Genomic DNA, 18832 nt, shown 5'->3' with positions numbered 1-18832 from the left:
AAAATATCCTCTGGCAAAAGTAACCCGAGAATAGGGACTTTTCCTCAAATTGAGGCGGTCAGTGGCATGGAGGAGGCTCCGCCAGACTTCACACGGGCCTGGATGCTGTTCATCATACGGCGCACATGCGGCCAGCGAGTGCGGTCACGCATGAGCTGCATGCTGCGCTCGTAGGAACCCCATTTGACGACTTTGATGTCCACATGGCGGACTCCCCAGGCATTCATCATGCCACGGCTGGGCTTGTAGATGTCGATGGTGCTCGTGCCGACCAGGGCGCTGCCATAGTCATCGACTTCATAGACGATTCCAGGCTCGCTATTGATGCAGAAACGGGTGCCCACTGGGAAACGTGACCAATCCGCCGCTGCACTACGCAGGCTGCCGTACTTCAAATTGGTGCCGATGGCGTTCTTCACTCCATACACGATGTGGTCGCTCTCACTATGCGTGTAAGCGGTAGTGCGGACACGCAAGCTGGTGCCATGCACCGGACGAGCGGCCTCTGCGAGCATGAGGGGCACTTTTTCGATCGGTTTGGGCTTATCGAGCACAAAAGTGTAACGCTTCACATCTGTAGGACGGAAAGGCACCGTCGTGGCCAGGGCCTTGCGTACTTCATAGCGGACTCCCGTCACCAGTGGCCCAGTGCTCTTGAACGTCTGCGCCTGACGGACTTCCGTCTTTTTCGAGAACAAGCCGCCGTTTTCAAAGATTCCCTTCGGCATGGAGCACGAGGAAAGAGTGAGGACGAGGGCAGCGGCGGCGCCAAAAGGGATCAAAGATGAGTGACACATGGCTGTTTTTTGTCTGAATTGATGAAACTTTAATGAAAATTTTAGAATTCCGCAATATAAAAATTATATTAACTGTGTAGTTTATGTAAATTAATTGTGCCAAATGCATAAGTTTTTTGAATTTTAGCCGGAAAACCACCTTGCGCTTTGTTCCCCCACCAGCGAAAACTCCCGCCCGTGTCCACTCCCAACTCACCGTTGATCGACCGTGTGCGTTTGCGCTCCAATCAATGGCGCAAGCTGCGAACGATCATCTTAAATCTGGCCACGGCAGATGGTTTTTATGGTAAGCGCTTCCGCGAGCAGGGCGTGCGCTCCAGCGGCATGAATCGCCTGGAAGACTTCGTCAAATTCGTGCCACTGACCTCGAAAAGTGAAATCGAAGCCGATCGGGAGGCCAATCCACCCTTTGGAACGAATTTGACCCGCGCGGTGGGCCAATACACGCGTTTTTGCCAGACGAGCGGCAGCTCTACTGGGCAGCCGATGGCCTGGATCGACACACCAGAGAGCTGGGAGGCCATGTTGGCATGCTGGCGGCGTGTTTATGAAGCTGCCGGGCTAGTGAAAGGCCGCGACCGTATCTGTTTCGCGTTCTCATTTGGGCCATTTTTGGGGTTTTGGACGGCTTTTGAGGCAGCGGCGAAAGATTACATGGTCCTGCCCTGTGGCGGCCTAAGTAGCCAGGCACGACTGGAGCTGATGGCCCGCTACGGCGCTACGGTGCTCTGCTGCACGCCCACCTATGCGATGCGCCTGGGGGAGCTCATTGGCGACGCATCCGGCATCGAGCGCATGAGCCTCCGCGTGCAGAAAATCATCGTCGCAGGTGAGTCTGGCGGCAGTGTGCCCGCTGTGCGTGAGCGACTAGAAAAGCAATGGGATGCACAGGTTTTCGACCACCACGGAATGACAGAGGTGGGCCCTGTCAGCTTCGAGTCTGCGGATACCCCCGGCAGCCTCGTCGTCATGGAGGAGGCCTATTTCGCGGAAGTCCTGGACCCCAAAACCGGCCTCGAAGTCGCCGATGGTGAATGCGGCGAGCTCGTCCTCACCACGCTAGACCGTACGGCTTGTCCCCTGCTCCGTTACCGCACCGGTGATCTCGTCCGCAAGCGCCTCCACCGCGAGCGCCTCACCCTAGAGGGCGGCATCCTCAGCCGCATCGACGACATGGCCGTCATTCGCGGAGTGAATGTCTATCCCAGTGCAATCGAGGCCGTCGTGCGCGAGCTGCCAGAGGTCGTGGAATTCATGGTCCAGCAACGCCAAGTCGATGGCATGGATGAAATCGAAGTCCTCGTAGAAATCGCCCCAGGCTCTCCACAAACCAGCCTGAAGCGACTGGAAACTCGGCTAAAGGACACCTTCTCCCTGCGCATCCCAGTCATCGCAGCAGAGGCAGGTTCGCTACCGCGTCATGAGTTCAAGGCAAAGCGCTGGCGCATCGTGAAGGAGTGAGCCACTTTATCGGCACGCCCGATCCCCTGCCCCGCCTGACATCGCTCATGAACCTCCCCGTCCGCCCGCGCCGCAATCGCCAAAGCCCCACCATCCGTGACCTCGTCCGCGAGACCGAGCTCACCCCCGGCCACCTCATTTATCCGCTATTCTTTCAAGAAGGCAGCCAAGACACCCCCATCGCCTCCATGCCGGGATGCACACGCTGGAGCCTCGACGGCCTCGTACGAGAAGCTGGCGCCGCCCACGCACTGGGCGTGCCTGCTGTCGTGCTCTTCCCCCGCATCCCCGATGAGCTCAAAACCCGCGACGCCGCCGCATGCGCCGACGATGGCGGCCTCGTCCCCCGCGCCATCCGCGCTCTGAAAAGCGCCCACCCCACACTCACCGTCATCACCGACATCGCACTCGATCCCTACAACAGCGATGGCCACGACGGCCTCGTCAGCGACGACGGGCGCATCTTGAATGACGAAACCGTCGCCGTGCTCCAGCAGCAGGCACTTTGCCACGCCCGAGCAGGCGCAGACATCGTCTCCCCAGCGACATGATGGATGGCCGCGTCGCCGCACTGCGCACCGCACTCGATGAGGCAGACTTCCAGTCCGTCTCGATCATGAGCTACACCGCCAAGTATGCCAGCGCCTACTACGGCCCCTTCCGTGGAGCACTCGACTCCGCCCCACGTGCTGGAGACAAAAAAACCTACCAGATGGACCCCGCCAATGCCCGTGAGGCCCTGCGCGAAGCCGCACTCGATGAAGCCGAAGGCGCAGACATCCTCATGGTCAAACCCGCCGGGCCCTACCTAGACATCCTCGCACGTCTGCGAGCCGCCACCACGCTCCCGCTCGCCGCATACCAGGTCAGCGGAGAATACCTCATGATCAAATCCGCCTCCGCCGCAGGCTGGCTCGATGAGGCCAAAATCGTCCACGAATCCCTCATCGGCATCCGCCGTGCCGGAGCAGACATGATTTTGACCTACTTTGCCAAGCAGTGGGCTTTGCAATACCAGCAAGCCTGAGCCATGCAGCCCCGCCCCATGAAGCATACGCTCACTGTCCTCACCGCACTCCTCCTCATCGCCTGTCACAAACCACCCGCAGGCACCCCCAGCGCAGGTGGCGGAGCCATGCACATGCCCCCGGCCCCCGTCACCCTCGCCGCCGTCGAAGAGCGCGAGCTTGTCGAATGGCAAGAGTTCACCGGACGCGTCGAAGCCGTAGAAACCGTCGAGCTCAAGCCCCGCGTCTCCGGCTACATCACCCAGGTGCATTTTCAGGCCGGAGCCCTCATCGCCAAAGACACCGTCCTCTTCACCATCGACCCCCGCGCCTTTGAGACCAAACTCCGAGCCGCCCAGGCCGAAGTCACCCGCGCCGAAGCCAATGCCAAAGCCATGAAGGCCGAGTTCGACCGCGTAAAACTCCTCCTCGCCGCCAAAGCTCTCTCCCCAGAGCAGGCCGAAGCACGCGAATCCATGCACCTCCAGGCCCAAGCCGCCCTAGAAGCCGCCAAAGCCGCCGAACACAGCGCCAGCATCGAAATGGAGCACACCGAAGTCAAAGCCCCCATCGCAGGCCGCATCAGCCGCGCCATCACCACCCAGGGGAACTTTGTCACCGCAGGCACCACCCTCCTCACCACCCTCGTCAGCGTCGATCCCGTCCACATCTACGCCGACATCGACGAAAGCAGCCTCCTCAAGCTCCAAGCCCTCCAGCGCGACAAAACCGTCCACACCGACGAAGACGGCCACATCCCCGTCCAGGCCCAGCTCTCCGACGAAACCACCTACCCCCACCAAGGCCACGTCGAAAGCCTCAACAACCGCCTCGATGCCGCCACCGGCAGCATGCTCCTCCGCGCCGAATTCCCCAACACCAAAGGCCTCCTCACCCCAGGCCTCTTTGCCCGGCTACGCATCCCCATCACCGCCAAGCACAAAGCCCTCCTCATCGACGAAAAAGCCATCCTCACCGATCAAGCCAACAAATACGTCCTCGGCATCGACGAAAAGAACCTCAGCGTGTACAAGCCCATCACCCTCGGCCCCACCATCGACGGCAAACGCATCATCCGCAGCGGCCTCAAAGCCGGAGAAAAATCATCATCAACGGCCAAGCCCGCCTCCCCAGCCCGGCATGCCCGTCGCCCCCACCACAGAGAAATGACCCTGCCCTTTTTCCTAGCCCTCACCTTCTGAGGAAACAACGGGGAAATCCCCACGGCAAAATATCGCGACAACAAATATATCTATTAGCTTCACAGCCATCCCATAAGGCGGCTAGGCAGAGGGGTGTGAAGTGTGCTGACTGAGGGCGAGAAGTGGTTTGATTTGGATTGCGATGTCAAAACCAAAACACACCCAAGCCACCCAGCCAGCACGCCATCACATCAACGTTCTCGGCCAGATTCTCAAGCTCATACCGCGCAGCATCATCAGCACCGCTGCCAGGGAGACCGGCGTGGACGCCAAGGCGCGGACCTTTAGTGTCATGAGCCACCTCGGCACGATGATCTTCGCCCAGCTCGCCCACGCCCTGAGCCTCAACGACATCTGCGACTGGCTGCGGCTCAAGACCCGCGCCATCGCCGCCTTTGGCCTCACCCCGCCCTCGCGCAACAACCTCTCCACGCCAACAAGGAGCGCGACGCTCGCTTCACCGAGCCTGGTCTTCTGGCGCACGCTCGAACATCTGCATCATTGCGATGCGAGCTTTGCTCTCAGCGGCCCGGCCGCAGTTCACGCGCTCCGCTTCACCGTTTCAAAGTGAGGATTCACGCGGTTGACTCCACTGTGATGGAACTGGTGGCCAACTGCATGGGCTGGGCCAGGCACCGCCGCCGCAAGGCCGCCGCCAAGATGCACCTGCGCCTGAGCCTTGAACAGCTTCCTGCCCACCTTCGCCATCGTGGGCAGCGCCGGCGAGCATGACAACAAGCGCGCCCGTGAGCTTTGCGCCGGATTGAAAGAGGGCGAAGTGGTCGTCTTTGACAAGGCGTATGTGGACTTCGCCCACCTGCATGATCTCGATTTGCGCGGCGTGCAGTGGGTCACCCGCGCCAAGGACAACCTCCGCTACCGCGCCCTTCGCAACCTGCCGGTGGTCAAAGGCAGCGGCATTGTGAAGGATCAGATCGTCAAGCTCACCGGGACGAAGTGGAAGTCGCTCTCCGGTTGGACCGTGCGGCGGGTCGAGGCATGGGTGGAGGTCGATGGCGAGAAGCGCCTGATGGTCTTCATCACCAACAACACCCATTGGAGTCCTCGCAGCGTCTGCGACCTCTACCGCGCCCGCTGGGACATTGAGGTGTTCTTCAAACAGGTGAAGCAAACACTCAAGCTCGGCGACTTTTTGGGGCACAACGCCAACGCGATCCGCTGGCAGGTGTGGACGGCGCTGCTGGTGTATGTGCTGCTGCGCTTCGCCGCACACATGAGCCAGTGGGGCCACAGCTTCACGCGGCTCTTTGCTGTGGCCCGCGCGTCGATGTGGGAACGGCTCGATCTGCTTGGCGTTTTGCAAAGCTATGGGACAGCAGGTGGCAGTTTCAAAATACTGGGCAGTCCGCATACCTCGTGGTTGCCAGGGTTTGAGCCTGCGGGCACGCAATCTCATGGGACAGCACCCGCGTGATATGCCTGCATAACCGCGCTTTAGGCCGTAAAAACTCAACTCGCCCTGCTCCGCTTTTAAGCCGCCCTCCCTTCGCAAACCACTCGCTTGCCCGTCAGTTTCCGAGGGCTATGGGATGGCTGTGTCATGAATTCACAAATCATGATGACTCGGTGCATCAATCACGGCCTCGTGCACGCCAGTGAAGACCATGGCCATTTTTCGCTCGTTGGCGGCGGTGATGACGTTTTCGTCCCGCATGGAGCCGCCGTGCGGGAAGCGTTGCAGACACGACAGATAGCCTTCGAGCCGTTACTGCATCCGTTTTGTTCGGCCTTGGTGTTGGGTGATGGCTCACAGTTCGATGAAATCAGAATCTCGCTCCCAGTTAAGCTCTGAGATGGCAGTGATGATCGTCGGGTCAATGGGCAACGCAAAGTCATCCTGATACCAAACCAAGGTCATCTCGCCCCATCCATTGAATGCCCCTCGCTGACCAAATGGGGATTGCCAGCGTCCGATACATGTCACTCTGGGAAGTGATGCAGGATCACCGAATGGGTAAGGGCGACTCAGCTCTATCTTCCGATAAATCGGGGCTAACAACTTGACGTTGCGCCTGTGTGGTTCTTTTGCAGCTTCCAGAGCTGCATCAATTAAGCGGTCATTCATCTCCTTGGTCGGGATACCTTCGATGAGTCCCTCATAAGTTCGATACTGATTTAGTCGGACAAGCGAGATAAGAATGCCCGACTTCAAGGTAATCGAAGGGTGGGGTGTCTCAGGGGCTGGAGTTTCAGTCACGGAAATCGTCATGCGTGGTTCAGGTCGCCGACCAAAAAGCTTTTTTAACGACTCAAGCATGGGACTCTGTTTCTTGGCCGAACGATGAGCGCATGCACCGCTACCAGCGGCGGCGAAGGTCGATCACGGGGTTGGGGCTGTAGCTACAGGAAATCATCGAAACTGGGCGGCTGGTAGTGGTTGCATGACGCGGCTTGTTAGCCTTCTTCATTTTTTGCCAATAGCTCAACTTTGTCGGCCTCTTCGCGTGCTCTCGCAATGTCTAATGCGTCTTCACCGCGAATGTCTCTGGCCATTGCATCTGCTCCCAGTCGGAGCAACGTCTCCATCACATCGTATCCTTCAGCCTCAGCTGCCTGAACAATCAAAGGCGTCTGGCCATCATTGGAGCGCACATTGATGTCTGCACCGCGGCGGACGAGCAACTCCGCCATCTCCGGGTAAGCGGCAAGATGAAGAGGTGTGATGCCTTCGTCGTTCTTTGCATTAGGGTCTGCACCTGCGTCCAACAGAAGCTCCGCCATCTCGAGCTGTTCCTCACCTGCTACACCGTGCAATGCGGTGAAACCCCATTGATCCTTGGAATGGACCAGCGTTGGGTCGGCAGCGACCATTGCGCGCACGGTATCCAACTCCCCGATGGTTGCTGCATCATAGAATTCTTCACTCATGGGATTCTTTGGCTAACAATTTTGATCTTCTAACAGATAAGAGGTTTCCTGTGCAGCTTTATCTTCGACAAGGATGTTGGAAAAGTAGGGGCACGGGCACTCATGATGAGTTTTTTATGACACATGCGCGTGTAAAGCAACATGGATGCATATTTCCGCGCAAATAGGGTGCTAAAATGCATGTGGGAATATTCCAGGCGCTCAAAGTGCGGCTTGGCCCACTGGTGTGCTGCCAAGGGCGAATGCGGCTCCTTGATTCTTCTTTGATCAGCCACGGGAAGAGCGTCGTGGGAGCTCGGGAAGCGGGGAGACTCCCCTCGGCTTCAAACAGTCTGTATGGGCACCGTCCATGCTCGGTGCAGGCATCCACCGGTCTGGTTCGCCAAATGGGGAGTATCCTAGAGCTCTCAACCCGTCTGGTTGGACACCTGCCCAGATTGCACCTGGCTCCAACCAGTCTGGTTGGGCAAGTGGGGAGTCTATGGGGGCACTCAACCCGTCTGTTTAGGCCCCTTCCCCACTGGGCCCAGGCTTCAACCACGCTGGTTAGGCTCTGAGTGGCATTCCTCACCGGGCAAACCAGCGTGGTTGGCCCTTGGGGGAGACTCCCCGCGCCTTCAACCACTCCGGTTCGCAGCAGATATGTAGTCAGTCTAAAGTCAGAATATGGCTCTTGCGGCTGTTTAATCGTCGTTCACCGAACACCAATCCAAAAACCTGACTCGAACATGAAACCCAACATCGGCGGCATCGACCGCGCACTGCGTATCCTCATCGGTCTCGGCCTCATCGCTTATGGCATCGTCAACCATAGCTGGCTCGGGGCCATCGGTGCGGTGCCGCTGCTCACGGCTTTCATCCGTTTCTGCCCGCTGTATGCCCCGCTTGGCCTCAGCACCTGTAGCAAAGGCGATAAAGGCAGTGGTGGAGGCTGCTGCGGTGGCGGGAAGTGCTGCTGAGACACTTTGCCGGTCACCTGAAACACCTTCGGCATGGCTTCTTACCCGATTCCCATCGCCATCGGAGCCTTATTGGGCTCCGTGATGGGTTACAATGGTCCATGTAGCTCTGGTGCATGCCCACTCACTTCGACTTGGTGGCGTGGGGCTCTGTAGGGTGCCTTTATCGGCTGGTTGTATGCCATGCGTGCGTAGCTGTGCCAGAGACCAGATCCGATCACATCACACGACATCGCTGCTGCTACTGCGGACGGATTCGATGGTGATTTGCCATTGCTCCTGACCACGGAAGAAGCTGCGCTGGAGGCGCATGACGATGTCCCAGGGTGCCGGTGGGAGATTGCCGACAGGGGCATTGAACCAGACGCTGTCCATGCCAGCGCCATCTTGGGTGAGCATGAGGCGCATGTGCTTGCCTTTGATGCTGCGGCCGGGGAGCTTGGGACGCACTCCACGGCAGAGGAAGAGTGGCTCTGGGTTCTTTTGGCCAAAGGGCTCCATGAGCTTGTAGCTTTCGAGGAAATTGAGCGTGAGATCTTGCAGACTGACCTCGGCATCGAGCTCTAGCAGTGGTGTGAGTGCCTCCTCATTGAGTGCCGCACGGGCGGCATCACTGAAGGCGGTGCGGAAGGAGTCGATCTTCGCTTCCTCCACGGAGATACCTGCGGCCATGGCGTGTCCTCCACCGCCGAGAAGGTGATCGCGGCAGATGTCGATGGCCTCGACGAGGGAGAAGCCGGGGATGCTGCGCCCGCTCCCCTTCCCGATGCCGTTTTCATCAAAGGAGACGAGAATGGTCGGCCGATGGCAAAGCCTGGATATCCGTGAGGCGACGATACCGATGACACCGGGATGCCAAGTGCGTGAACCGAGGACGATGGCGGAGAGGTCAGAGAGATCGCCCATTTGCCTGAGCATGGTTTCTGCCTCTGCGTGAACGGTTTGCTCGACGCCTTGACGGTCTTTGTTGTGAGCTTCGAGGAGATTGGCTAGCTCCATGGCCGTGTCTGGGTGCTGCGCGAGCAGCAGATCGAGGGCGGTGGCAGCGGTATCGAGCCTGCCAGCGGCATTCAGCCGTGGTCCGAGGCGGAAACTGACATGATGTGTCTGCACCAGGTCATCGACTCCGGCGATTTGTTTGAGAGCACGTAGTCCGAGGCGCTGCGTCTGCCCGAGGGCCTCCAGACCGCGGCGGACGAGGAGGCGATTCTCCGCCACGAGGGGCACGAGATCAGCGACCGTGCCGAGAGCGACGAGGTCGAGCGTTTCCTTCAAATCGAAGTCGGGCAGGTTCCGAGTCTTCATGAGTGCGTGTGCGACTTTGAAGACGAGTCCAGCGGTGCAGAAGTAATGCCAGTCGGTGCCGAGCTTTGGATTGACGAGGGCGAGGCAGGTAGGACGCCCCTGGGGTGAGAGCTCGTGGTGGTCGATGATGATGCAGTCCACGCCCTGAGTGGCGAGCCATGCAGTCTCGTTCAGCGATGTGGTGCCGCAGTCGAGAGCGATGAGCAGATCAGGCTGACCGTAGGTCTCGAAGCACTTGGCCAATCCGTCTGTGCTGAGGCCGTAACCTTCCTCCATACGAGAGGGCAGAAAGAGCTTCGTATCGAGCCCATAGGCCTTCAGCATGAGGTGCAGCAGAGCCATGGATGTGACACCATCGACATCATAGTCGCCGTAAAGCACGACACGCTGGGATTTATCCACAGCCTCGAGCATGCGAGCGACAGCCAGGGGCATCTCCGGCAGAAGAAGTGGATCACCGAGAGTGGCGAGCTTTGGCACGAGGAAATCACGAGCCTGTTCGGCGGTCGTGATTTCTCGCTGCGCGAGGAGATGCGCTAAGAGTGGCGGGAGACCCGTCTCAGCGGCCAGATCAGATGCGCTCGCCGCTGCTGGCTTGACGAGCCAGCGCGGAGGTCGGACCTGGATGGGTGGTGCGTTTTCATTCATTCTTTGATGCTTTATTTATGTTGATGATCCTTGTATGGAGCACGCGTGGCTGGTAGTCAAAGAATCGCTCACCCGCGCTATTCCGCGCCTACGTAGCTACTTGAAAAAAGATGCGCAGCAGTGTCACACAAGCAGGTCGATGGTGGCTCGCGACGATGGGTATTATGCTCATCATCGCGGGCAGTTTTTTTGCGTATCGCTTATGGCTATCCTATGAAAAGACCGCGCCAAGCCGATCGTGGCCGGAGATTGCCTGCCGCATCGAGTCCTCTCGCATCGTGACAGAAAAACTCACACCATCTTCAGCGCCAGTGCATCGGGCTGAAATACGTTATCGCTATGAGATCGCGGGAGCATCGCATGTTTCAACACGCATTCACATGGTGGAAAAGGCCGCCACAGCGCATCTCGAAGTGGTGCAGGCGCTTCAGCTGTAGTTCCCACCGGGCGCTGCGAGCTTATGCCGTGTCAATCCACTCGATGCAGAGCAATCGGTGCTCATTCCAGGCACGCGTGCGGCACTTTTCACCATTTGGTTCCCGCTGCTATTCGTGGCCGGGGGACTCGGCATGCTCATCGGTGCGTGGCGGCAGACATGACCGAGCGCTTTTTTCGAGGAACGCGAGTTGGAAGCATTGACACTTGGAGCTGGGAAGTCTTAATCTCGTATTTCTCCGAAATAATCCCCCCCGATTCCCGAACCCTTTCCGCGCCTGCGCTTCCTGATTCATGTACCAAAATGAAAATTACGTCCTCGAACTGCTCCAAGAAGCAGGCCTGCTGACCGAACGCGACGTCCAAGGAGTCGCAGCGACCAAAAAACCCGGTGAAAGCGTCATCGAGACGCTGATCAAGACGGGTGTCGTCTCCGACGAACAGGTAGCGCAAAACGTCGCGGTGAACTCCGGCATGGAGTATGTCGATCTACATGGCTACGAGCCGCATCCCACACTGAAGGCACTCGTACCGCTAGAGACGGCTATGCGCTACAAAGTGGCCCCGCTTGGCACCAATGGAACCGCTCTCCAGATCGTCGTGAGCGATCCATACGACTTCGAGACGCTGGATGCGCTGCCCCATGTGTTGCAGCCAGAAATTGAGTTTTATTGCTCCACCCCTGCGCTCATCAAGACCCTCCAGGCCAATATTTACGGCAATGAGGCCGTCATGGGCACTGCGACGATCAAGAACTCCGGCGGCAGCGGTGATGACGATGCTCCCGTCATCAGGCTGGTGACGAATCTGCTCATGGAGGCCTTTAAATCGAAAGCTAGCGACATCCACATTGAGCCGCTCGAAAAAGACATCCGCGTGCGCTACCGCATCGACGGCGTGCTTGTCGATGTGGAGCACCATCCGAAACGCCTACTCGCAGCCATGATCGGTCGCGTGAAAATTTTGACCGGCAGCATGCAACTGGATGAAAAACGCGTTCCACAGGACGGACGCATTCAGATGGCCTTCAACGACAAGGAGATCGACATGCGCGTCTCGATCATCCCGACGAGCAACGGCGAGTCTGTCGTCATGCGTGTGCTCGACAAGAGCAGCCTGCGCCTAGGACTGGTCGATCTCGGCTTCCTCAGCGACGATCAGGCCACCTTCGAGCAGCTCATCACCCTACCAGACGGCATCATCCTCGTCACGGGCCCCACAGGCTCAGGTAAAACCACCACGCTCTACGCCTGCCTAAACTTCATCAACCGCCCCGACAAAAAGATCATCACGGTTGAAGATCCTGTCGAGTACGAGCTCGCCGGCATCAATCAGGTCATGGTAAAGGAAGATGTGGGCATGACTTTCGCCGCAGCACTCCGCGCCATGCTCCGTCAGGCACCGAATATCATCATGCTCGGGGAAATTCGCGACCTGGAGACCGCCTCGATCGCCATCCAGGCATCACTCACTGGTCACTTGGTCTTTAGTACACTCCATACGAATGACGCCCCCAGCGCCGTCGCCCGTATGGCAGACATCGGCGTAAAGCCCTTCCTCATCGCCTCCGCCGTGCGTGCCATCGAGGCCCAGCGCCTCGTGCGAAAGCTCTGCGGGGAGTGCAAAACGCCCACCAGCCTCAGTGACCACGATCTCCGTGCCCTCGGACTCGAAGCATCCCAGATCGCCGACGCATCGATCTACGGCCCGAATGGCTGTAACAAGTGCCGCAGCCTCGGCTACCGCGGTCGTCTCAGCCTCGTGGAGATCTTCAAAATCGACGATGAAGTGCGCAGCATGATCAATCAGCAGCTCACCACTCCCCAACTACGCAAGCGTGCCCGCGAACTCGGCATGCGCACCCTACGCGAGGATGGCATCCGCAAAGTGCTCGCAGGCATGACCACCGCCGATGAAGTCATCGAGGCCACCATGTCCGACTCCCATTGATCCCCTGCCCTAACCGCTCCTTTCGCCTTTTAGAACCCTTTTCCCCCTCTCACGACCATGACAGTAAATAACGTCATCGACATGCTCCAGAACCGCGGCGTCATCGACGCGGGCGTGGCGGACGACCTCACACGCGACTGCGTCCAGGATGGCAAAGACATCCTCCAGACCCTGCTCGAATACGGCATCTACACCAACGAAGATGAATTCTGGCAGCATGTGGCGGAGGAACTCGGTGCCGAGCACTTTGACCTCGCCACCTTTGAGCCCGCGCCTTCCGTCGTGAATCTCATCCCCAATGGCATGGCACGCCTCTACGGCTGCTTCCCCATCACGCTCGATGGACAGGGCCTCCACGTCGCATTCACCGATCCGCTGAATCCCCAGCTTGCCGAAGATTTGCGTTTCAGCCTCGGGAAAAGCATCGTTCCAGTCGTCGCACGCCGTTCCCAGGTCCAGGCACTCATTGATAAGCACTACGGCACCGGAGCCCCCAGCATCGAAGAAATCTTCGGCCAGCTAGGCAAAGCTGGCGCTGCCCAAAGCGCCGAGCAGGAGGCAAACTCCGCCCCCATCGTCAAATTCGTCGATCTCGTGATGCAGCAGGCCATCAAGGAGCGTGCCTCAGACATTCACTTCGAGCCCTTCGAGCGTGAATTCAAAATCCGCTACCGCGTGGACGGCACCCTTTATGAAATGGCCCCGCCCCCGGTCCATTTGGCCACCTCCGTCATCTCCCGCGTCAAAGTCATGGCCAACATGAACATCGCGGAGCGCCGTATCCCCCAGGACGGACGCATCATGACCACCGTCAATGGCAAAGCCGTCGATATGCGTGTGAACTCCCTCCCCACCCAGCATGGAGAGTCTGTGGTGTTACGCGTGCTGGACCGCTCCTCCGTCAATCTTGACCTAGAGAGCCTGGGAATGAACAAACCACTCTTCGATTACATCGTCGAGACGATCCAAAAGCCCAACGGCATCTTCATCGTCACCGGCCCCACCGGTGCAGGCAAAACAACCACACTTTATGCCGCCCTGCGCCGCATCAATACGATCGACGCCAAACTCATCACCGCAGAAGACCCTGTGGAGTATGAAATGGATGGCATCATGCAAGTGCCGATTAATGAGGCGGTCGGTCTCACCTTCGCCAAAGCGCTACGTGCTTTCCTCCGTCAAGACCCTGACCGCATCATGGTCGGCGAGATGCGCGACCTCGAAACTGCACAGATCGCCATCCAGGCCTCCCTCACTGGCCACTTGGTCCTCAGCACCCTGCACACGAATGACTCCGCAGGTGCCGTCACCCGTCTCGTGGACATGGGTGTAGAGCCCTTCCTCGTCTCGGCCACGCTGGAAGGCGTGCTCGCCCAGCGCCTCCTGCGTACCATCTGCAAAAGCTGCAAAGCCGAGTATGAACCCAGCTTACACATCCTCACACAGCTCGGACTCACGCGGGATGACATCGGCGGCCGGAATTTCTTCACCGGCTCAGGCTGCTCCACCTGCGGTGGCAGCGGCTACAAAGGCCGCAAAGGCATCTACGAACTACTCGACATCACAGACCCGCTCCGCGACCTGATCACCAGCCGTGCCCCAACGCTCGTTTTGCGTCAAAAAGCCATCGAGCTCGGCATGGTCTCCCTCCGCGATGACGGCCTCCGCAGCATCTACGATGGCGAGACCACCGTCGAAGAAGTGCTCAAGTACACCTAAATTCGACACCGCAGCCGCCAAAGTTGACCGAGGAGGCTCTCCTCGTCGTCGCATTTTGGGAAATGGCTTTCATGCCGATTTGCGATTTCCAGGGCCTTTTGAGGCTTGATGAGGGTGCGCCAGGGCGCAAACCTTGGCGCTGGGCATCGTCCGGGATCTTCGCAGCAAGCGACGCCGTTGATTTTACGGCATTTACTGGCTGCGATTCCAAGGAGGGGAAAGCAGTAAGAATCAAAGGCAAGTTCGCCATCGGCCTCCAGCATGGTGACGAGGTCAGGATTGTAGGGGCGGCATGGGAAACGGCTAATTTCGAAGAGGAGGGGCCTCGCTATGCCCCACAGGCTAACACAGCCTCCACCTGTACTGTAGTGCCATGAGGGCATTGTGAACAAATCACGGAAAACCCATGGTTTTTTCACAAGAAACCGAAACCAGCTCCCATATTGCGACTCAAGAACGAAACAGTAGGCAACAGACCATAAAATGTAACGCTTCAAGCGTGATTCATCCATGTTGGTGCCAACCAACTTCTCCACTTGGGTGCTTTTGTAACTCAATCATTTCGCCATGAGCGTTTCCATTACCGATAAGGAATCGGTTGAAATACGAACTACGTCATAACGTGTTTATATTTGTATTATTGCTTGTTTTAAGCTGTTTCAATTTCATCGTTATATTATTATTTATACCAATTGAAGCCGATATATCTAGGTTGCCAAAGACGCGACAATTTTGTAACACAAGCATCGTTCCTCGGTCTATTTTTCGAGGTTCCACGCATTTTACCCCATCAAAATACGTGAGGTGATTCAAACGCACCAACAACGCTTCAGCTTCCGAACTCAGGCACTGCAAATCAAAAATGAGAAGTCTCAACTGAACTGTGAACAAGTTGTTAAGAACCCGCATTTTACAAAGGGAGACATTGCGAAAAAGCATTCCCCATGCACGCCGCGAGTACAAACAACAGTTTTTCGGCCTTGGTCGGAATTTGTGTTGCCATTCGAGACGATTTTTGAGACGAACAAAGCCCGCGACCATCCAAGACACTCTCAATCCCCCCACCCTTATGGAAAGCCCCACTCAATCACTCGCCTTATTCACCTTGCGTGATGGTCTTGTTTCCAGCTCCGCCGCCCAGGGGCTGGTGGATGCCTTTGCGGCAGATTTTCAGGGGCTAAAGCACTTTGGGGCAAAGTTGGGCGACTCGCTCGGCCTTGGAGAGCCCTGGATGGGCACCCTTCAGGAGCAGGATTTCACCATGAACTTCGCCTACTTTGATGGGGGGACCGGATCGCTCGATCCTGGAGCTGGGGCACTGATCGGTGAAAAAAGACCCCTCTACGAGCTCCTCACACGGGTCAATGAAGCCGCGCCTTGAGTGCGTCTGAGCTGCCCTACCCTGCATTTCCTTCCTTTTTAAGACCTCACACTTCCCTTCTTCCACATGGCCGCCGTCATCACTCCATCCCTCCGCTCCGCTATGGAGCGCCTCAAGCATGCTGGTCATGTAAACGGCCTCCTCCTCGGTTGGCGCAGGCAAACATTGCTCAATCTGCTGCCATATGAGGATTTTCGTGCCGAGCGTGCCCTCCAGACGTTGCTCGATGCACGCGGGCATTTCGCCAGTGGTGGTGATCGCGGCATTGAGAGCTTCTGGTTCGCTTATGAAGGTGTCTTTGCCCTAGCCCTCTTCAGTGGGGATACCTCCCTGCTGGTGCTCCACACGCATGCAGCAGAGGTGGACTTCATCCGCAGTGCGGCGACGACCTTTCTGGAGGTCACCCAGCTACTCATCGAAGCCGTTTTAAACCCCACCGAGGACGAACTGGGCGATGCCGCCACTCAGACACTCTCTGCTGCGGACCGTGCGCTGCTCTGATCTTGGCCTTCTTCGCCAAAGAATCAGCTCTCGATGAAAGGAAGCTGTGCCGAGGGCCGAACTTCTCCCAGCCCCCTCGTCTCAACATGCCTGACATCACTCCTCCTCAGCCTACCCGTCGTCATTTTATCCACACCAGCAGCGGAGCCCTCGCTGCACCAGTGATCCTCACTGCCGCGGGCACGCTCAAAGCCCAGCAAAAGGCGGATTCGATGGAGACGCTGCGCATCGGCCTCATCGGCTGCGGCGGGCGCGGCACTGGAGCGGCTGCCCAGGCCTTGAAAGCCGAGTACAATGGCAAACTCGTCGCCATGGCGGATGCCTTCGACACTCAGATCGAAAACAGCATCAAAAGCCTCTCCCAGCAGTTCCCCGACCGCGTCGATGTGCAGCCGGACAAGAAATTCACCGGGATCGACGCCTACCAGAAGCTCCTCGCCAGCGGTGTGGATGTCGTCCTCCTCGCTAGCCCACCGGGATTCCGCCCCATGCACCTCGCGGCGGCTGTCGAGGCCGGTAAACACATCTTTTGTGAAAAACCCATGGCCGTCGATGCCGCCGGCTACCGCGTGGCCCAAGCCGCAGTCGAAAAGGCCAAGCAAAAGAAGCTCAATCTCGTCGCGGGCTTCTGCTGGCGCTACGCCACCAGCCGTATCGAGGCTTACAAGCGCCTCCATGATGGCCAGATCGGTGACATCACCGGCATCCTCGCCACCTATTATGCAGGCCCGGTCAAACCGATGCCGCCAGCCAGTGGCCGCCCCGCAGGGATGGGCGACGTCGAGTGGCAAATGCGCAACTGGTACAACTTTTCCTGGCTCAGTGGCGACAGCATCGTCGAGCAGGCCGTCCACAGCCTCGATAAAATCTGCTGGGCCATGAAGGACAAGCCCCCCGTCAGCGTCATCGCCACCGGTGGTCGGCAGCGGCCCTCCGAGGGCGGAAACATCTTCGATCACTTCCACTGCGCCTACGAATGGGATGGCGGCATCATTTGCCACCTCACGAATCGCCAGATCACTGGCTGCCACAATGAAGTCATCGACTACATCCAGGGCACCAAAGGCCGCCTCGTCATCGGCAAAGGCGCAGCACCCTTCATCGAAGGCGAAAAACGCTGGCGCTGGCGTGGCGAGGAGAAAAACATGTACGACCTTGAGCACGAGGCCCTCTTTAGCGCCATCCGCAAAGGTGAGGTCATCAATGATGGCGACCGCATGATGCACTCCACCATCGTCGCCATCATGGGCCGTGAGGCTGCCTACACTGGCCAACGCATCAACTGGGACGACGCAGCCCCCTCCATTATGAAGTCGCAGCAGGACCTCGCCCCCGACACACTAAAGTTCGGCGACACCTTCGATCCCGGCCCTCAGCCCCGCCCAGGTGAGACGAAGTTCGTCTAAGATGCTTGCAGAAGCGGGCCTTTCCGGCATGAAAGCGCCCGCCATGAAGCTCCATCTACCGGACCATCCCACTCAGCTCTATCTCATCCGCCACGGCGAAGTCGAAGAGCGGTATCACAAGGTCTTCGGTGGCTCCCGCATCGACATGGCGCTCTCCCCGCTCGGGCTGCGTCAGGCTGAGGCTGTAAACCAGTGGCTCGCAGACACCCCGCTCGATGCCATCTACTCCAGCCCCATGCTCCGCGTGCGGCAGACCCTCGCCCCCACCTCCGAGGCCAAAGAAATGCCGCCAGTCTATTTCGACGGTCTGCGTGAGATCGACTTCGGCGACTGGACGGGGCACCGCTGGGATGAGGTGCAGTCCACCTTCGGCGTCAGTGCCTTTGATTGGCTAGAGATCATCGAAGACTCCGGCATCCCCGGTGGAGAGAGCTCCTCCGAGATCGCCACCCGTGTCGGCACCTATCTCCAGCAGATTCTTGATGGTCATCCGCATCAGCGAGTCGCCATTTTTTGTCACGGCGGCATCATTCGCGTCATCCTCGCCCTGCTGCTGCGCATGCCCTTGCCGAAAATGGCACACTTCAATATCGAGATGGCAGCATCTCCGTCGTCGAGCTCCAGCCAGAGAAAAAACACGCCGTCGAAATCGAGCTACTCAATTTTCAGCCGCCCATCGAGCCCATCGACGACTCTGATTTCGATGGTGGTGAATATGGGGACAGCCACGCTGAAGAAGCCTTTGGCGATGGCGATGAATAAGCCAACACCACTCGCTGAGCCTTCACACGTCGATGACTTTCCCATCGCCGCCCTTCGCCTTCGTTTTCGCTGCTAGCCACTGCTTGTAGCGCTCCACGTCCTGCTCCACCAGCTTCAGGCAAAAAGCCAGGATCGCGGCATCATCCAGATACCCCAGCCCAGGCACGATGTCGGGGAAGAGATCGGCCGGATTGAGCACATAGAGCAATGCGATCGCGATGGCACCGATGGCCCAATACGGCACCTCGCGGTAAGTGCCCGCCCAGTAATCCTTCACCAGCGCCAGCATCACCTTCGCGATCTCAAAGAACTGCTTCAGCCGTGGCAGCTTGCTCTCGATGTCCTTCGAGCGTTCCGTGACTTTTTCGATGCTCAGATCGTGCTGACCAGGAGGTGTCGTGTTCATGATG

At 58.2% G+C, this 18832-nt stretch carries 16 protein-coding genes and 2 pseudogenes; 12 read left to right on the top strand and 6 right to left on the bottom strand.

Features of this window, described 5'->3' with window-relative positions:
- Positions 1–44 precede the first annotated feature (44 nt).
- Positions 45–728 (bottom strand): 3D domain-containing protein, encoded by a 684-nt coding sequence (locus IPK32_17960; GenBank protein ID MBK8093802.1) that lies wholly within the window; start codon positions 726–728, stop codon positions 45–47.
- A gap of 267 nt (positions 729–995) precedes the next feature.
- Between IPK32_17960 and IPK32_17955 the strand changes: the two genes are divergently transcribed.
- The 4 genes and pseudogenes from IPK32_17955 (at position 996) to IPK32_17940 (ending at position 5902) form a co-directional block, all read left to right on the top strand.
- Entirely contained in the window at positions 996–2258 is a 1263-nt protein-coding gene (locus IPK32_17955; protein MBK8093801.1) for an AMP-binding protein, read from the top strand.
- Positions 2259–2305: 47 nt separating this feature from the next.
- Positions 2306–3285 (top strand): annotated as a pseudogene (gene hemB / locus IPK32_17950) (porphobilinogen synthase).
- Between the two features lie 18 nt (positions 3286–3303).
- Positions 3304–4467, top strand: a complete 1164-nt coding sequence (locus tag IPK32_17945; protein MBK8093800.1) for an efflux RND transporter periplasmic adaptor subunit — start codon at positions 3304–3306, stop codon at positions 4465–4467.
- A gap of 142 nt (positions 4468–4609) precedes the next feature.
- Positions 4610–5902: pseudogene (locus IPK32_17940) on the top strand (IS4 family transposase).
- 333 nt (positions 5903–6235) lie between these two features.
- Here IPK32_17940 and IPK32_17935 read toward each other — a convergent pair.
- Both IPK32_17935 and IPK32_17930 read right to left on the bottom strand, forming a co-directional pair.
- The gene (locus IPK32_17935) at positions 6236–6745 is read right to left on the bottom strand and encodes a hypothetical protein (GenBank protein ID MBK8093799.1); all 510 of its coding nucleotides are present in this window, start codon (positions 6743–6745) and stop codon (positions 6236–6238) included.
- 137 nt (positions 6746–6882) lie between these two features.
- A complete protein-coding gene (locus IPK32_17930; protein MBK8093798.1) occupies positions 6883–7356 on the bottom strand; it encodes an ankyrin repeat domain-containing protein in 474 nt (157 codons plus the stop codon).
- A gap of 728 nt (positions 7357–8084) precedes the next feature.
- Between IPK32_17930 and IPK32_17925 the strand changes: the two genes are divergently transcribed.
- On the top strand, positions 8085–8315 hold the full coding sequence (locus IPK32_17925) for a DUF2892 domain-containing protein (GenBank protein MBK8093797.1): 231 nt from the start codon (positions 8085–8087) through the stop codon (positions 8313–8315).
- A gap of 222 nt (positions 8316–8537) precedes the next feature.
- On the opposite strand, the gene recJ is transcribed toward IPK32_17925, so the two are convergent.
- Entirely contained in the window at positions 8538–10268 is a 1731-nt protein-coding gene (gene recJ / locus IPK32_17920) for a single-stranded-DNA-specific exonuclease RecJ (GenBank protein MBK8093796.1), read from the bottom strand.
- A 110-nt stretch (positions 10269–10378) separates the two neighbouring features.
- On the opposite strand from recJ, the gene IPK32_17915 reads away from it, so the two are divergent.
- Positions 10379–10705: a DUF3592 domain-containing protein gene (locus IPK32_17915; GenBank protein MBK8093795.1), complete on the top strand. Its 327-nt coding sequence runs from the start codon at positions 10379–10381 to the stop codon at positions 10703–10705.
- Here the strand turns inward: IPK32_17915 and IPK32_17910 are convergent.
- A complete protein-coding gene (locus IPK32_17910) occupies positions 10696–10839 on the bottom strand; it encodes a hypothetical protein (protein MBK8093794.1) in 144 nt (47 codons plus the stop codon). The two genes, IPK32_17915 and IPK32_17910, sit on opposite strands and share 10 nt — an antisense overlap.
- Positions 10840–10997: 158 nt before the next feature.
- Between IPK32_17910 and tadA the strand changes: the two genes are divergently transcribed.
- The 6 genes from tadA (at position 10998) to IPK32_17880 (ending at position 18498) form a co-directional block, all read left to right on the top strand.
- Positions 10998–12653 (top strand): Flp pilus assembly complex ATPase component TadA, encoded by a 1656-nt coding sequence (gene tadA / locus IPK32_17905; protein MBK8093793.1) that lies wholly within the window; start codon positions 10998–11000, stop codon positions 12651–12653.
- A 57-nt stretch (positions 12654–12710) separates the two neighbouring features.
- Positions 12711–14372 carry a type II/IV secretion system protein gene (locus IPK32_17900; GenBank protein ID MBK8093792.1) on the top strand — a complete coding sequence of 554 codons (1662 nt, stop codon included), beginning with the start codon at positions 12711–12713 and terminating at the stop codon, positions 14370–14372.
- Positions 14373–15441: 1069 nt separating this feature from the next.
- A complete protein-coding gene (locus IPK32_17895) occupies positions 15442–15753 on the top strand; it encodes a hypothetical protein (protein ID MBK8093791.1) in 312 nt (103 codons plus the stop codon).
- 66 nt (positions 15754–15819) lie between these two features.
- Positions 15820–16254 (top strand): hypothetical protein, encoded by a 435-nt coding sequence (locus IPK32_17890; GenBank protein MBK8093790.1) that lies wholly within the window; start codon positions 15820–15822, stop codon positions 16252–16254.
- A gap of 86 nt (positions 16255–16340) precedes the next feature.
- Positions 16341–17660 carry a Gfo/Idh/MocA family oxidoreductase gene (locus IPK32_17885; GenBank protein ID MBK8093789.1) on the top strand — a complete coding sequence of 440 codons (1320 nt, stop codon included), beginning with the start codon at positions 16341–16343 and terminating at the stop codon, positions 17658–17660.
- Positions 17661–17688: 28 nt separating this feature from the next.
- Entirely contained in the window at positions 17689–18498 is an 810-nt protein-coding gene (locus IPK32_17880) for a histidine phosphatase family protein (GenBank protein ID MBK8093788.1), read from the top strand.
- On the opposite strand, the gene IPK32_17875 is transcribed toward IPK32_17880, so the two are convergent.
- Positions 18445–18828 (bottom strand): DUF1232 domain-containing protein, encoded by a 384-nt coding sequence (locus IPK32_17875; GenBank protein ID MBK8093787.1) that lies wholly within the window; start codon positions 18826–18828, stop codon positions 18445–18447. The genes IPK32_17880 and IPK32_17875 overlap by 54 nt on opposite strands.
- Positions 18829–18832 lie beyond the last annotated feature (4 nt).

The organism is Verrucomicrobiaceae bacterium, assembly GCA_016713035.1.
Classification (GTDB): domain Bacteria; phylum Verrucomicrobiota; class Verrucomicrobiia; order Verrucomicrobiales; family Verrucomicrobiaceae; genus Prosthecobacter.
This window is presented reverse-complemented; position numbering and strand designations above follow the sequence as displayed.

What these genes read in the sequence shown, in the direction of transcription:
- IPK32_17890 (MBK8093790.1), top strand. Translation starts at nt 15,820, where the DNA reads ATGGCCGCCGTCATCACTCCATCCCTCCGCTCCGCTATGGAGCGCCTC.
- IPK32_17935 (MBK8093799.1), bottom strand. Translation starts at nt 6,745, where the DNA reads ATGCTTGAGTCGTTAAAAAAGCTTTTTGGTCGGCGACCTGAACCACGC.
- IPK32_17925 (MBK8093797.1), top strand. Translation starts at nt 8,085, where the DNA reads ATGAAACCCAACATCGGCGGCATCGACCGCGCACTGCGTATCCTCATC.
- IPK32_17900 (MBK8093792.1), top strand. Translation starts at nt 12,711, where the DNA reads ATGACAGTAAATAACGTCATCGACATGCTCCAGAACCGCGGCGTCATC.
- IPK32_17875 (MBK8093787.1), bottom strand. Translation starts at nt 18,828, where the DNA reads ATGAACACGACACCTCCTGGTCAGCACGATCTGAGCATCGAAAAAGTC.
- IPK32_17930 (MBK8093798.1), bottom strand. Translation starts at nt 7,356, where the DNA reads ATGAGTGAAGAATTCTATGATGCAGCAACCATCGGGGAGTTGGATACC.
- IPK32_17880 (MBK8093788.1), top strand. Translation starts at nt 17,689, where the DNA reads ATGAAAGCGCCCGCCATGAAGCTCCATCTACCGGACCATCCCACTCAG.
- IPK32_17960 (MBK8093802.1), bottom strand. Translation starts at nt 728, where the DNA reads ATGCCGAAGGGAATCTTTGAAAACGGCGGCTTGTTCTCGAAAAAGACG.
- IPK32_17910 (MBK8093794.1), bottom strand. Translation starts at nt 10,839, where the DNA reads ATGCCGAGTCCCCCGGCCACGAATAGCAGCGGGAACCAAATGGTGAAA.
- IPK32_17885 (MBK8093789.1), top strand. Translation starts at nt 16,341, where the DNA reads ATGCCTGACATCACTCCTCCTCAGCCTACCCGTCGTCATTTTATCCAC.
- IPK32_17915 (MBK8093795.1), top strand. Translation starts at nt 10,379, where the DNA reads ATGCGCAGCAGTGTCACACAAGCAGGTCGATGGTGGCTCGCGACGATG.
- IPK32_17945 (MBK8093800.1), top strand. Translation starts at nt 3,304, where the DNA reads ATGAAGCATACGCTCACTGTCCTCACCGCACTCCTCCTCATCGCCTGT.
- recJ (MBK8093796.1), bottom strand. Translation starts at nt 10,268, where the DNA reads ATGAATGAAAACGCACCACCCATCCAGGTCCGACCTCCGCGCTGGCTC.
- tadA (MBK8093793.1), top strand. Translation starts at nt 10,998, where the DNA reads ATGTACCAAAATGAAAATTACGTCCTCGAACTGCTCCAAGAAGCAGGC.
- IPK32_17895 (MBK8093791.1), top strand. Translation starts at nt 15,442, where the DNA reads ATGGAAAGCCCCACTCAATCACTCGCCTTATTCACCTTGCGTGATGGT.